This is a genomic window from Streptomyces sp. NPDC059788, assembly GCF_042732265.1.
Lineage (GTDB): Bacteria > Actinomycetota > Actinomycetes > Streptomycetales > Streptomycetaceae > Streptomyces.
Genome location: NZ_JBHWHY010000008.1, coordinates 168,778 through 181,458 on the forward strand (window position 1 = coordinate 168,778; position 12,681 = coordinate 181,458).

Sequence of the window (12,681 nt, forward strand, 5' to 3'; positions counted from 1 at the left end):
GCTTTCGCGGCGTCGGCGGGCGCCTGTTCGCCCACAGCGGAATCACGGCCCGCGCTCACTCGCTCAGCCCCCTTGTCCTGTGCTCTCACCGGCGTATTGGACACTCGGCCAGACTAAGGCCACCCACCGACATCCGGTCCGATCGTCAGTGCCCGTGGGTCCAATCGGCCCCCTGCCGTATGGCTTGCGCCACGGGTCCGGCATCCTTGTGATTGATCGCACTGTTTTGCATTCCGGCATGATGGGGACCAAGGTCCCTTTGAGCATGTCGACAAGGAGAGATCTCGTGGACGACGTTCTGCGGCGCGCACCGCTCTTCGCGGCGCTCGATGACGAGCAGGCGGCCGAGCTGCGCGCCTCGATGGGAGAGGTCACGCTCGCCCGCGGCGACGCCCTGTTCCACGAAGGGGACCCGGGCGACCGCCTGTACGTGGTCACCGAGGGCAAGGTGAAGCTGCACCGCACCTCCCCGGACGGGCGGGAGAACATGCTCGCCGTCCTCGGCCCCGGCGAGCTGATCGGCGAGCTCTCCCTCTTCGACCCGGGCCCGCGCACCGCCACCGCCACCGCGCTCACCGAGGTCAAGCTGCTCGGCCTCGGCCACGGCGACCTGCAGCCCTGGCTGAACGCCCGCCCGGAGGTCGCCACGGCGCTGCTGCGCGCCGTCGCCCGCCGCCTGCGCAAGACCAACGACCAGATGTCCGACCTGGTCTTCTCCGATGTGCCGGGCCGTGTCGCCCGCGCTCTCCTGGACCTGTCGCGCCGCTTCGGCGTGCAGTCCGAGGAGGGCATCCACGTCGTGCACGACCTCACCCAGGAGGAGCTGGCCCAGCTCGTCGGCGCCTCGCGCGAGACGGTCAACAAGGCCCTCGCGGACTTCGCGGGCCGCGGCTGGCTGCGCCTGGAGGCGCGCGCGGTGATCCTGCTGGACGTGGAGCGCCTGGCGAAGCGTTCGCGCTGACGTACCCCGCCGTCACGGCACCGAAAGGGTCCTGCTTCCCCCGGAGGCGGGACCCTTTCGCGTGAACCCGGCCGACCGGCCCTACGGGCGCTCCGGCCCCGTCGCCCGGGCTTGCCCTACCGGCCGGGCGGCAGGGCCCTACGCCCCTCCCGGCAGCTGCTGCGTGGCGCAGTGGATGCCGCCCCCGCCCGCACCGACCGCGTCGATCGTGATCTGCCGGATCTCGCGGCCGGGGTGCAGTTCGCGCAGCACCGAGGCCGCCCGGTCGTCGGCCCGGCGGTCGCCGAAGCGCGGCAGGACCACCACCCCGTTGGCCACGCAGTAGTTCAGGTACGAGGTGAGGAACTCCGGCCCCCGGTCCCCGATCGCGTACGGGTCGGGCTCCGGGATCTCGACGATCTCCAGCCGCCCGCCGCGGGCGTCCGTGACCTCCGCGAGGACGCCGCGCGCCTGCTCGTACGCCTGCGTCCACACGTCCGGGCCGTCCCCGTCCCACGGCCGGTTCAGGGCGACGACACCGGGTGCCACGAAGCGCGCGAGGCCGTCGATGTGGCAGTCGGTGATGTCCTCCCCGCGTACGCCGTCGACCCAGATCACCCGGGACACGCCCAGGACGCGCCGCAGCTCCCGCTCGATGTCCGCCCGCGTCCTGCCGGGGTTGCGGTTGGCGTTGACCAGCGAACTCTCCGCGACGAGCAGCGTGCCGCCGCCGTCCACCTCGAAGGAACCGCCCTCGGCCGTGATCCCGGCACCGATACGGGCGATGCCTTCGTGGCGCAGCAGGTTGCGGGCGGCCTCGCCGTCGTTCGGGTGGCGCTGTTTGCCGCCCCAGCCGTTGAAGTGGAAGTCGACGCCCGCGCGGGCGGGGCCGTCCGGCGCGTCGGCGCACGTGACGAAGACCGGCCCGGTGTCCCGTATCCACAGGTCGTCGACCGGCACCGGCACGATCTGCACCGCCGTACCGCACGCGCGGCGGGCCCGCTCCTCCTCCGCCGGCCCCGCGAGCAGCGCGACCGGCTCGTATTCGGCGAGCGTGCGCGCCAGCCGCGCGATGTCCCGCTGTACGGCGGGGGCCAGGTCTCCCCAGAGGGAGTCGAGCGGCGGCCAGGCGAGGTACATGCCGGAGTGCGGCTCCCACTCGGCAGGCATACGCATCACCGGCGTCGCCGGCATCGCCGACGTGATCGGCATGGCCGCCGCCCTCCATCCTGGCCGACACGGGCCGCCAGCCCCTGCCCGTACCCCGTCCTGACTGAATTTTCAGTCAGCCACTCTCGAACGTAGCACCAGGAGGGCCCCACAGCGACCGGGTATACGGTTGACGGCTGTGTCCGAGCGCCGAGTACAGATCCTGGAAGCCGCGACCCGCACCATCGCGCGCAACGGCGTACGCGGCCTGCGGGTGGAGGAGATCGCGGCCGCGGCCGGGGTGTCCACCGGGCTGATCTACTACCACTTCGGCGGCCGGGCGGAACTGCTGCGCCGCACCCTGGACTTCATCGGCGAGCGCGCCGAGCGCTACACGGCGCCGGCCTCGCAGACCGTCCGTACGGCGGGCCCGCGCGCCCAGCTGGAGGACATGCTGCTGCGCGAGCTCCAGGACGTCCCCGAGATGGTGGAGAACAGCACCGCCTGGGGAGAGTTCCAGTCCAGCGCCGTCTTCGACACCGGGCTGCGGGAGCAGCTGCGCGAGGTGACCCGGCAGTGGTCCGATGACGTCGCCGACCTCGTACGGGAGGCCCAGGCCGCCGGGACGGCCGACCGGAGCGCCCCGGTGGCCGACGTGGCCGAGCGGCTGACCGCGCTGGTGGAGGGGCTCAGCACCCGCTGGCTGACCGGCTCGGTGCCCCTGGAGCGCGCCCGCGAGCTGCTGCGCGGCGGCATCGAACGCGAGCTGGGCGCGGCGGAAGAGGCCTGAAGGGGCGGCGGCCGCCTGGCGTCCTCGACGCCGCCCGATGCCCCCTCAGATCAGATCAACCGGTGCCCCCTCAGATCAGCCCGTGCTCCCCGAGATAGTCCATCTGCGCCCGTACGGACAGTTCGGCGGCGGGCCACAGCGTGCGGTCCACGTCCGCGTACACGCTCGCCACGACCTCCGAGGGCGTCCGGTGCCCCGCCTCGACCGCCGTCTCGACCTGGGCCAGCCGGTTGGCGCGGTGCGCGAGGTAGAACTCGACCACGCCCTGTGCGTCGTTCAGCACGGGCCCGTGGCCGGGCAGCACGGTCGTGACGCCGTCGTCGACCGTCAGCGAGCGCAGCCGCCGCAGCGAGTCCAGGTAGTCGCCGAGCCGGCCGTCCGGGTGGGCGACGACGGTGGTCCCGCGGCCCAGGATCGTGTCGCCGGTCAGCACGGCGGCGTCGGCCGGGAGGTGGAAGGAGAGCGAGTCGGCGGTGTGGCCGGGGGTCGGTACGACCCGCAGCTCCAGCCCGCCGGTGGTGATCACGTCGCCGGCCGCCAGGCCCTCGTCGCCGAGGCGCAGCGCCGGGTCCAGGGCCCGTACGGACGATCCCGTCAGCTCGGCGAAGCGCGCCGCGCCCTCGGCGTGGTCCGGGTGACCGTGCGTCAGCAGGGTCAGGCCGACCCGCTTCCCGGCCTGCCCGGCGGCGTCCACGACCGCCTTGAGGTGGGTCTCGTCCAGCGGGCCCGGGTCGATGACGACCGCCACGTCCGAGTCGGGCTCGGCGACGATCCAGGTGTTGGTGCCGTCCAGGGTCATCGGCGACGGGTTCGGGGCGAGCACGCACCGGGCGCGGGCGGTGGCGGGTCCGGCGATGGCCCCGCCGCGGGGCTGGCCGGGGAGGGCGGCTGCGTACGTCATGCGGTGGGCTCTCCCGAGTTCGTGGGCGGTACGGGGGCGGCGCCCCGGGACACGGGCTCCGCGCCCGGGGCGATGTGCTTGGTGAACTCCTCGTGCCCCGGCCAGCTCAGAACGATCCCGTCGTCCTTCAGCTCCGCCCGGGCGAGGACGGGTGTCAGGTCCCGGTCACCGGCTGCCGCGAGAGCCGCCGCGGCCGTTCCGTACGCTTCCAGGCCGCGCAGCGTCGAGATCGTCGGCGGCATCATCAGCAGCTCACCGCGGTCGTAGCCGGCGGCGGCCTCGGCGGGGCGGATCCACACCGTACGGTCCGCCTCCGTGGACGCGTTCCGGGTGCGCTGGCCCTCGGGCAGCGCGGCCACGAAGAACCAGGTGTCGTAGCGGCGGGGCTCGAACTCCGGAGTGATCCAGCGGGCCCACGCCCCCAGGAGATCACTGCGCAGTACCAGGCCTCGGCGGTCCAGGAAGTCCGCGAAGGACAGTTCGCGGGCGACCAGCGCCGCGCGGTCCGCCTCCCAGTCCTCCGCGGTGGTGTCCGCGACCACGGTCCCGGCGGAGGACCCGGCGAGCAGCACGCCCGCTTCCTCGAAGGTCTCCCGGACGGCCGCGCAGACCACGGCCTGCGCCGCGGCCTCGTCCGCCGTACCGAAGCCGAGCCGGCCGGCCCACTCGGCACGCGAGGGCCCGGCCCAGGCCACCGGCCGCTCGTCGCGCGGGTCGACGGACCCGCCCGGGTAGGCGTACGCGCCTCCGGCGAAGGCCATGGAGGCGCGTCTGCGCAGCATGTGGACGGCGGGGCCGCCCGTGTCCGTGTCCCGCAGCAGCAGGACGGTCGCGGCCCGGCGGGGCGCCGCCGGGGTCAGCTCGCCGTGCGCGAGGGCCCGGACGCGGGCCGGCCATTCCGGCGGGTACCACTGGCCATTGGGGGTCGACGACATGGCCGGATGCTATGCGTTTGCGCGCGGATGTTCGAGGGGGCAGGCGTTGGCACGGGCTCCGGGCCGGTGCCCACGAAGCGGGGCGGGCCCGGTTCCCCGGACCCGCCCCACAAGGCCGTACGCATCCGCGTGACGTCAGTCCGCGACCTCGACCTGCATCTCGACCTCGACCGGCGCGTCGATCGGCAGCACGGCCACGCCCACCGCGGAGCGGGCGTGCACGCCCTTGTCGCCCAGGACCTCGCCCAGCAGCTCGCTGGCGCCGTTGATGACGCCGGGCTGGCCGGTGAAGTCGGGGGCGGAGGCGACGAAGCCGACGACCTTCACGACCCGCACGATCTTGTCGAGGTCGCCGATCACCGACTTCACGGCGGCCAGCGCGTTCAGCGCGCAGGTCGCGGCCAGTTCCTTGGCCTGCTCCGGACCGACCTCGGCGCCCACCTTGCCGGTGGCCGACAGCGCGCCGTCCACCATCGGCAGCTGGCCGGAGGTGTACACGTACGCGCCCGAACGCACCGCGGGCTGGTACGACGCCAGCGGCGGCACCACCTGGGGCAGCTTCAGGCCCAGCTCGGCGAGCCTGTTCTCCACCGCGCTCATGCCTGCTTCTCCCGCTTCAGGTAGGCCACCAGCTGCTCGGGGTTGTTCGGACCCGGCACGACCTGGACCAGCTCCCAGCCGTCCTCGCCCCAGGTGTCCAGAATCTGCTTGGTCGCGTGCACGAGCAGCGGCACGGTCACGTATTCCCACTTGGTCATGGGGCCGAGCGTAATGCCTGCGCCGACGGCCCGCGGAGGCGGCGGGCGGCCACAGGCGCCGGGCGGCCCGGCCCGCGCGCGGCGCGCCCCGTACGCCCCGGCGCACAACCCGGCGCCGGTCCCGTGCGTATCCCGCGCCCGGACTGGTTAGGCTCCTTGGCGTGAGCAGGCTCCATGTCGTCAGCGGCAAGGGCGGTACCGGAAAGACCACGGTCGCCGCTGCCCTCGCCCTCGCCCTGGCCACCGAGGGTCGACGTACCCTCCTGGTCGAGGTCGAGGGCCGGCAGGGCATTGCCCAGGTGTTCGAGACCGAGGCGCTCCCGTACGAGGAGCGCAAGATCGCGGTGGCGCCGGGACCGGACGGCGGGTCGGTGTACGCCCTGGCCATCGACGCCGAGCGGGCGCTCCTGGACTACCTCCAGATGTTCTACAAGCTCGGCGGCGCGGGCCGCGCCCTGAAGAAGCTCGGCGCGATCGACTTCGCCACGACCATCGCGCCCGGCCTGCGGGACGTCCTGCTGACGGGCAAGGCGTGCGAGGCGGTGCGCCGCAAGGACAAGCGTGGACGCTTCGTCTACGACGCCGTCGTGATGGACGCCCCGCCCACCGGCCGCATCACCCGCTTCCTGAACGTCAACGACGAGGTCGCGGGCCTGGCGAAGATCGGCCCGATCCACAATCAGGCGCAGGCCGTCATGCGGGTCCTGAAGTCCCCCGAGACGGCGGTCCACCTGGTGACGCTGCTGGAGGAGATGCCCGTCCAGGAGACCGTGGACGGCGTCGCGGAGCTGCGCGCGGCCGGGCTCCCGGTGGGCGGCGTCGTGATCAACATGACCCGGCCCGAGGTCCTGGACACCGGCGAGGTCGACATCGCCGCCAACGGAGCGCGTACGGGCATCGCCGAGGCGCTGGCCGAGGCTGGCCTGCGCGGCGGCCGCCGCGGCGCGGTCGGCGTCGCGTATGCCGACCGGCTCATCGACCCTCTCCTCGAAGAGGCCCGCGAGCACGCGCAGCGCGTCGACCTGGAGCGCGCCGGGCACACCGAGCTGGCCGGACTCGCGCTGCCCACCTACGAGTTGGAGCTGCTCCCCGAGGGAGTGGACCTCGCCGGGCTCTACCGGCTCGCGCGAGACCTGCGGAAACAGGGGCCCATATGACCGCGGACGCAAGCCTTCCGGACGACCGCACCCCGGACGACGGCTCCCCGGACGAGGGCGCCGCGCCGCCCCGGCGCACCGCACCGCCCGCCACCGGGCGCGACGCGCTGGACGCCCCCGCCACCCTCCTCGAAGTGGACCCGCTGCTCGACGACCCGCGCACCCGCATCGTGGTGTGCTGCGGCTCCGGCGGCGTCGGCAAGACCACGACCGCCGCGGCCCTCGGCGTACGCGCCGCCGAGCGCGGCCGCAAGGCCGTCGTCCTGACCATCGACCCGGCCCGCCGGCTGGCGCAGTCGATGGGCATCTCGGAACTGGACAACGTGCCCCGCCGGGTCAAGGGCATCGACGAGTCGGCCGGCGGCGAGCTGCACGCCATGATGCTGGACATGAAGCGCACCTTCGACGAGATCGTCGAGGCGCACGCGGACGCCGAGCGGGCCCGCGCGATCCTGGACAACCCCTTCTACCAGTCCCTGTCGGCCGGTTTCGCGGGCACGCAGGAGTACATGGCCATGGAGAAGCTGGGCCAGCTGCGCTCCCGCGACGCGTGGGACCTGATCATCGTGGACACCCCGCCCAGCCGCTCCGCGCTCGACTTCCTGGACGCGCCCAAGCGCCTCGGGTCGTTCCTGGACGGCAAGTTCATCCGGGTGCTGATGGCGCCCGCGAAGGCCGGCGGGCGGGCCGGGATGAAGTTCCTCAATGTCGGTATGTCGATGATGACGGGGACGCTCAGCAAGATCATGGGCGGCCAGCTGCTGCGGGACGTGCAGACCTTCGCCGCCGCCATGGACACCATGTTCGGCGGCTTCCGTACGCGCGCGGACGCGACGTACCGGCTGCTCCAGGCGCCGGGGACCGCGTTCCTCGTCGTCGCGGCGCCGGAGCGGGACGCGCTGCGCGAGGCGGCGTACTTCGTCGAGCGGCTGGCCGCCGAGCAGATGCCGCTGGCCGGACTCGTGCTGAACCGGGTGCACGGCAGCGGGGCCGCGCAGCTCAGCGCGGAACGGGCACTGGCCGCGGCGGAGGCCCTCGCGGACCGGGACCGGGCCGCCTCCGAGGACGACGGCGCCCCGGACCGTGCTCCGGACCGGTCGGCGGGCGGGAGCCACCCGGCGCGGGCGCCGGAGCCGCCCGCCGACCGGTCTGAAAATCTTGGCGGGAACGGCATTGTGGATCTAGCGGACGGGAAGGCTGATTCTCGTACCGCCGACGGCCACTCCCCCGCCGCGGCGGACCCACGGACAACAGCCGACCCCCCGTCGGCGGCCCGGCTGGCCGCCGGCCTCCTGCGGTTGCACGCCGAGCGTATGCAGGTGCTCGCGCGCGAGCGGCGCACCCGCGACCGCTTCACCGCGCTGCACCCCGAGGTCCCGGTGGCGCAGATCGCCGCGCTGCCCGGCGATGTCCACGACCTGGCGGGCCTGCGGGCGATCGGCGACCGCCTCGCCGTACAGCCACGGGCGCACGACCAGGAACGGGCGCACGGCGGGACGCCGCGCGACGAGGAGTGAGCCCCGGGTGTGACCGGATGTGACCTGGCGTGAGGGACTCCGGGTGAATCGCTCCGAGGTGCATCGCTCCGAGTGACTGCCGGCCTGCCGGGGCCGGCTGTCGGCTACCTACCGGGAGCTGACTGCCGACGCGAATCGCGCCGAGGCGAACCAGGCCGGCGAGGGGGCGTTCCGACAGGTCCGTACCGGCAACAGCTGCCCGCGAGGGGGCGCAACGGCGCGCGGCGACACGCAACGGCGGCCGCAAGGGCCTGACGGCCCGTACCGGTCCCAAGAAGCCGTCACCTCCGGACCAATCGGCCCAGCGGCACCCCGCCCCGAGAGAGCGACGGCACCGGGCCCCGAACGCCGGGTCGCCCCGGCCACCGAGCGCACCCGTACCGAGCGCACCCGCCCGTACAGAGACGGCTTCCTCCGCGCAGCGACGGACATCCTCCACCCAGCAGCGGAAAACTCCGCACGGACGCGCCACATACGGACACGCCTCGTACAGACACGGCCCGAACGCCCGCGTCCCTCATCCCGCATCGGCAACGCAGCGCCCACGAGCCACACCGGCCCGCCGGAGGACCGCACGCCGACCGCACCGGTCCACGCACCGACCGCACCGGCCCGCGCCGGACACGCTCGCGGACCACCCGGCCTGCGCCGGACGTCTGCCGTCGGCTAGCCGACCGCGGCGTAGTCGTCGTACGTACCGTCATAGCGGTTGCCGTACGCGTTGTCGTAGGTGTTCTCGTACGTCTCGTCGTCCTCACAGTCCACGGGCAGGATGCCCGTGCTGCGCTCGTATTCCGTACGCGCCGTCTCCAGCAGCCGCCGCCACGAGGTGACGGTCGGACGGCGGCGCAGCAGCGCCCTCCGCTCACGTTCGGTCATGCCGCCCCAGACTCCGAACTCCACGCGGTTGTCCAGGGCATCGGCCAGGCACTCCGTCCGCACCGGACATCCGGTGCAGACCGCCTTGGCCCGGTTCTGGGCCGCGCCCTGAACGAACAGCTCGTCCGGATCGGTGGTGCGGCAGGCTGCCTGTGTACTCCAGTCGGTTACCCAGCTCATGCTGGCGCCGTCCTCTCCCGAATCGAGGCTCCCCCACGGCGGCAAGCGGCATATTCACCGTTGCCAGTTGAGGACGTTACGGAAGGCGAGCAGGGCGCAACACCCCCTTCGGGCCCAATCTTGAATGGCCCGAACGGACTATGCGTATGCGGCAGATCACCCAACGGAGTGAGCCGAGGGCATAGGGCACCTTCCCGGCAGTGTGGGGCACTTCACCAACGCCACAGCGGGTTTACGGCGACACATCCGGACGTACGGGGCACGCTGCGCACGCGGAGGCGGGGTTGACGGACCGGCGTGATCCCTCTGCCGCGACCGACGGGATCAGGTTAAACGAACAGATGCACCCCTGTCCGGTGATTGGGAACGATGGAGAACGCAGCCACCTCGTGAAGTCGCACGGGCCCTGACAGGCCGCGCGCTCGCCGGCCCGGCCGTCATCCCGCCCGTATCGGGCCGCCCGCCCCCGCCCGGACCGGACGACCGGCCGCCGCCCGCCCCCGACCGATCCGGTACGCGAACGCAGCGCCCGAGCCCCACTCCCTCGGGCCGCCGCACACGAGGGCATAGGCTGCCCCCCATGGGTAAGAAGCGCGACGGCGGGGGTCTGACCAAGACCCAGCAGGCCGCTAAATTCCTGGGTGTCAGCGTCCTGGCCGGAGCGGTGCTGGCGGGCCTGGCCCTCCCCGCGGCCGGCGCGCTGGGCCTCGCGGCGAAGGGATCGGTCGAAGGTTTCGACGAGATCCCCGCCAACCTGAAGACTCCGCCGCTGAGCCAGCGGACCACCATCCTCGACGCGAACGGCGGCGAGATCGCCAAGGTCTACTCGCGCGACCGCACCGTGGTCGACCTCAAGGACATGTCGCCGTACGTCCAGAAGGCGATCGTCGCCATCGAGGACGCGCGCTTCTACCAGCACGGCGCGATCGACCTGAAGGGCATCCTGCGCGCGGTCAACAAGAACGCGCGGTCCGGCGGCGTGTCCGAAGGCGCCTCGACGCTGACGCAGCAGTACGTGAAGAACGTCTTCATCGAGGAGGCCGGCGACGACCCGGACAAGGTCGCGCAGGCCACCCAGCAGACCATCGGCCGCAAGGTCAAGGAGCTGAAGTACGCGATCCAGGTCGAAGAGGAGCTGGGCAAGCAGAAGATCCTCCAGAACTACCTGAACATCACCTTCTTCGGGCAGCAGGCGTACGGCGTCGAGGCCGCCGCACAGCGGTACTTCAGCAAGCACGCCAAGGACCTGACCCTGGACGAGTCCGCGCTGCTGGCGGGCATCGTGCAGTCGCCGAGCCGGTACGACCCGGTCAACGACCCCAAGGAGGCGATGCGCCGCCGCAACACCGTGCTGCAGCGGATGGCCGACACCAAGGCCGTCACGCAGGCCCAGGCCGAAGCCGCCGCCAAGAAGCCGATCAAGCTCAAGGTCAGCCGCCCGAAGAACGGCTGCATCACGGCCGGTTCGGGCGCCGGATTCTTCTGCGACTACGTGCGCGAGGTCCTGCTGAACGACAAGGCGTTCGGAAAGACCCGCAAGGAACGCGGCAAGCGCTGGAACCAGGGCGGCCTGACGATCCGTACGACGCTCGACCCGCAGACCCAGAAGTCCATCCAGTCGGCCGTCACCGGCCGGGTCTACGACAACGACCCGGTCGCGGGCGCTGCGGTGATCGTCCAGCCCGGCACCGGCAAGATCCTGGGCATGGGCCAGTCCCGGCCGTACGGCTTCGGCACCAACCAGACCCAGATGAACCTCTCCGTCGACCAGAAGATGGGCGGCGGCGCGGGCTACCAGCCCGGCTCGACGTTCAAGCCGGTGATCGCGGCGGCGGCCCTGGAGGCGGGCAAGAACCCGGGGCAGTCGTACTCGTCCCCGTACAAGATGCAGTACCCGAGCCCGGTCTCCACCTGTACGGGGCAGTGGTCGGGCAACGCCCCGGTCGAGAACGAGAACACCTCGGAGGTCGGCCCGTACGACATGAAGGAGGCGACCGCGAAGTCGGTCAACACCTACTTCGTGCAGCTGATCAGCGACATCGGGATCTGCCCGGTGAGCAAGATGGCCGCCAAGATGGGCGTCGAGCGGGCCAACGGCAACAAGCTGGAGCAGAGCCCCGCCATCGCGCTGGGCTCGCCCGAGATGTCCCCGCTGACCATGGCCAACGCGTACGCCACGTTCGCCAACGAGGGCGTCTACTGCTCGCCGGTCGCCATCGAGTCGATCACCGACACGACCGGCAAGGCGCTGACCGTACCGAAGACCAGCTGCCACCGCGCGATGTCACAGCAGATCTCCAAGACCATCAACGCGCTGCTCAAGGGCGTGGTCGAGGACGGCACCGGCAAGCAGGCCGGCCTCCAGGGCCGCGACAGCGCGGGCAAGACCGGCACCAGCGACAGCCGGTACGCCGCCTGGTTCACCGGCTACACGCCGAACATGGCCGGCGCGGTGTGGGTGGGTGACCCGGCTCACAAGCGCCGGATGTTCGACATCACCATCGGCGGCTCCTTCCACGACAAGGTGTACGGCGCGGACACCCCGGGCCCGATCTGGCGCGAGGCGATGTCCGGAGCCCTGTCCGGCAGGCCCGCGCCGTCCCTGCCCACCGTCGCGCTCGGCGACTCCGGCAAGGACAAGGGCGACGGCAAGGGCGGCGGCGGCCGGCACGACCGGCCCGGCCACGGCGGCGATCACGGCGGCGGCCACAACGACGACAAGCCGAGCGACGGCTGGCAGATCCCCGGCTTCCCGGACCTCTTCGGGGGGATGGGGGGCTGAGGGGCGGTCGCTCCGGGCCAGTCGGGGCGGGCCGGTTGCTTCGGGCCGGTTATTACGTGTGGAGGGGCGCTCCCTGGTGGGGGCGCCCCTCTGGTGTGGTGGTGGCGCACGCCATAGGGCGCACACCGCCACCATCCGCCTCAGCCCGCGAGCAGCTTCTTCACCACCGCGGCCACCCGGCCGCCCTCGGCCCGGCCCGCGATCTTCGGGTTCACGATCTTCATGACGGCGCCCATGGCCCGCGGCCCCTCGGCACCGCCGCCCTTCGCCTCCGCCACGGCCTCGGCGACGATGTTCTCCAGCTCCGCGTCCGAGAGCGGCTTCGGCAGGTACTCGGCGAGCACCTCGCCCTCCGCGCGCTCCCGCTCCGCCTGCTCGGCACGGCCACCCTTGTCGAACGCCTCGGCGGCCTCCCGGCGCTTCTTCGCCTCCCGCGCGACGATCTTCTCGACCTCGGCGTCCGACAGCTCGCGCGCCTCGGTGCCCGCGACCTCCTCCTTCTGGACGGCGGTCAGGGTGAGGCGGAGGGTGGAAGAGCGCAGCTCGTCACGGGCCTTGATGGCCGTGGTGAGGTCGTCCTGCAGCTTCGACTTGAGCGTGGTCATGCCGTCGAGTATGCCCTTACGCGGCGACGATCGCTCCACCATTACGTCGCGGTGGGACCGGCCGGGCCCCAGTACGCCCCGGACCCAC

The 12,681-nt window shown here is 72.5% G+C and carries 12 protein-coding genes; 5 read left to right on the top strand and 7 right to left on the bottom strand.

Annotated features, from left to right (window positions below):
* Positions 1-286 precede the first annotated feature (286 nt).
* Complete coding sequence (locus ACFV57_RS09850; protein WP_003981529.1) at positions 287-961, top strand: Crp/Fnr family transcriptional regulator; 675 nt, start codon at positions 287-289, stop codon at positions 959-961.
* 138 nt (positions 962-1,099) lie between these two features.
* Here the strand turns inward: ACFV57_RS09850 and ACFV57_RS09855 are convergent, their stop codons facing one another.
* Complete coding sequence (locus tag ACFV57_RS09855) at positions 1,100-2,152, bottom strand: agmatine deiminase family protein (RefSeq protein ID WP_385227966.1); 1,053 nt, start codon at positions 2,150-2,152, stop codon at positions 1,100-1,102.
* A gap of 136 nt (positions 2,153-2,288) precedes the next feature.
* On the opposite strand from ACFV57_RS09855, the gene ACFV57_RS09860 reads away from it, so the two are divergent.
* Positions 2,289-2,879, top strand: a complete 591-nt coding sequence (locus ACFV57_RS09860) for a TetR/AcrR family transcriptional regulator (protein WP_385227969.1) — start codon at positions 2,289-2,291, stop codon at positions 2,877-2,879.
* A gap of 70 nt (positions 2,880-2,949) precedes the next feature.
* Here the strand turns inward: ACFV57_RS09860 and ACFV57_RS09865 are convergent, their stop codons facing one another.
* The 4 genes from ACFV57_RS09865 to ACFV57_RS09880 all read right to left on the bottom strand — a co-directional run bounded on the left by ACFV57_RS09865 (position 2,950) and on the right by ACFV57_RS09880 (position 5,473).
* The gene (locus ACFV57_RS09865; RefSeq protein WP_385227972.1) at positions 2,950-3,780 is read right to left on the bottom strand and encodes an MBL fold metallo-hydrolase; all 831 of its coding nucleotides are present in this window, start codon (positions 3,778-3,780) and stop codon (positions 2,950-2,952) included.
* Positions 3,777-4,715 (bottom strand): NUDIX hydrolase, encoded by a 939-nt coding sequence (locus tag ACFV57_RS09870; protein WP_385227975.1) that lies wholly within the window; start codon positions 4,713-4,715, stop codon positions 3,777-3,779. The genes ACFV57_RS09865 and ACFV57_RS09870 overlap by 4 nt, the downstream gene beginning before the upstream one ends.
* Before the next feature lie 135 nt (positions 4,716-4,850).
* Positions 4,851-5,315 carry a RidA family protein gene (locus ACFV57_RS09875; protein WP_385227977.1) on the bottom strand — a complete coding sequence of 155 codons (465 nt, stop codon included), beginning with the start codon at positions 5,313-5,315 and terminating at the stop codon, positions 4,851-4,853.
* Complete coding sequence (locus ACFV57_RS09880) at positions 5,312-5,473, bottom strand: DUF4177 domain-containing protein (protein WP_003981536.1); 162 nt, start codon at positions 5,471-5,473, stop codon at positions 5,312-5,314. Before ACFV57_RS09880 ends, ACFV57_RS09875 begins: the two co-directional genes overlap by 4 nt.
* 161 nt (positions 5,474-5,634) lie before the next feature.
* Between ACFV57_RS09880 and ACFV57_RS09885 the strand changes: the two genes are divergently transcribed.
* Together ACFV57_RS09885 and ACFV57_RS09890 are read left to right on the top strand one after the other, a co-directional pair.
* Positions 5,635-6,630, top strand: a complete 996-nt coding sequence (locus tag ACFV57_RS09885; protein ID WP_385227980.1) for an ArsA family ATPase — start codon at positions 5,635-5,637, stop codon at positions 6,628-6,630.
* Positions 6,627-8,147: an ArsA-related P-loop ATPase gene (locus ACFV57_RS09890; protein WP_385227983.1), complete on the top strand. Its 1,521-nt coding sequence runs from the start codon at positions 6,627-6,629 to the stop codon at positions 8,145-8,147. Before ACFV57_RS09885 ends, ACFV57_RS09890 begins: the two co-directional genes overlap by 4 nt.
* A 666-nt stretch (positions 8,148-8,813) precedes the next feature.
* Here ACFV57_RS09890 and ACFV57_RS09895 read toward each other — a convergent pair.
* Entirely contained in the window at positions 8,814-9,206 is a 393-nt protein-coding gene (locus ACFV57_RS09895) for a WhiB family transcriptional regulator (RefSeq protein WP_030022571.1), read from the bottom strand.
* A gap of 580 nt (positions 9,207-9,786) precedes the next feature.
* Here ACFV57_RS09895 and ACFV57_RS09900 point away from each other — a divergent pair.
* Entirely contained in the window at positions 9,787-11,988 is a 2,202-nt protein-coding gene (locus tag ACFV57_RS09900; RefSeq protein ID WP_385227986.1) for a transglycosylase domain-containing protein, read from the top strand.
* A gap of 140 nt (positions 11,989-12,128) precedes the next feature.
* Here the strand turns inward: ACFV57_RS09900 and ACFV57_RS09905 are convergent, their stop codons facing one another.
* On the bottom strand, positions 12,129-12,593 hold the full coding sequence (locus tag ACFV57_RS09905) for a GatB/YqeY domain-containing protein (RefSeq protein ID WP_385227989.1): 465 nt from the start codon (positions 12,591-12,593) through the stop codon (positions 12,129-12,131).
* Positions 12,594-12,681 lie beyond the last annotated feature (88 nt).

Bases quoted from the DNA above. Each gene is read 5' to 3' on its own strand.
- ACFV57_RS09855 (WP_385227966.1), bottom strand. From the start codon at position 2,152: ATGCCGATCACGTCGGCGATGCCGGCGACGCCGGTGATGCGTATGCCT.
- ACFV57_RS09865 (WP_385227972.1), bottom strand. From the start codon at position 3,780: ATGACGTACGCAGCCGCCCTCCCCGGCCAGCCCCGCGGCGGGGCCATC.
- ACFV57_RS09870 (WP_385227975.1), bottom strand. From the start codon at position 4,715: ATGTCGTCGACCCCCAATGGCCAGTGGTACCCGCCGGAATGGCCGGCC.
- ACFV57_RS09875 (WP_385227977.1), bottom strand. From the start codon at position 5,315: ATGAGCGCGGTGGAGAACAGGCTCGCCGAGCTGGGCCTGAAGCTGCCC.
- ACFV57_RS09880 (WP_003981536.1), bottom strand. From the start codon at position 5,473: ATGACCAAGTGGGAATACGTGACCGTGCCGCTGCTCGTGCACGCGACC.
- ACFV57_RS09890 (WP_385227983.1), top strand. From the start codon at position 6,627: ATGACCGCGGACGCAAGCCTTCCGGACGACCGCACCCCGGACGACGGC.
- ACFV57_RS09895 (WP_030022571.1), bottom strand. From the start codon at position 9,206: ATGAGCTGGGTAACCGACTGGAGTACACAGGCAGCCTGCCGCACCACC.
- ACFV57_RS09900 (WP_385227986.1), top strand. From the start codon at position 9,787: ATGGGTAAGAAGCGCGACGGCGGGGGTCTGACCAAGACCCAGCAGGCC.
- ACFV57_RS09905 (WP_385227989.1), bottom strand. From the start codon at position 12,593: ATGACCACGCTCAAGTCGAAGCTGCAGGACGACCTCACCACGGCCATC.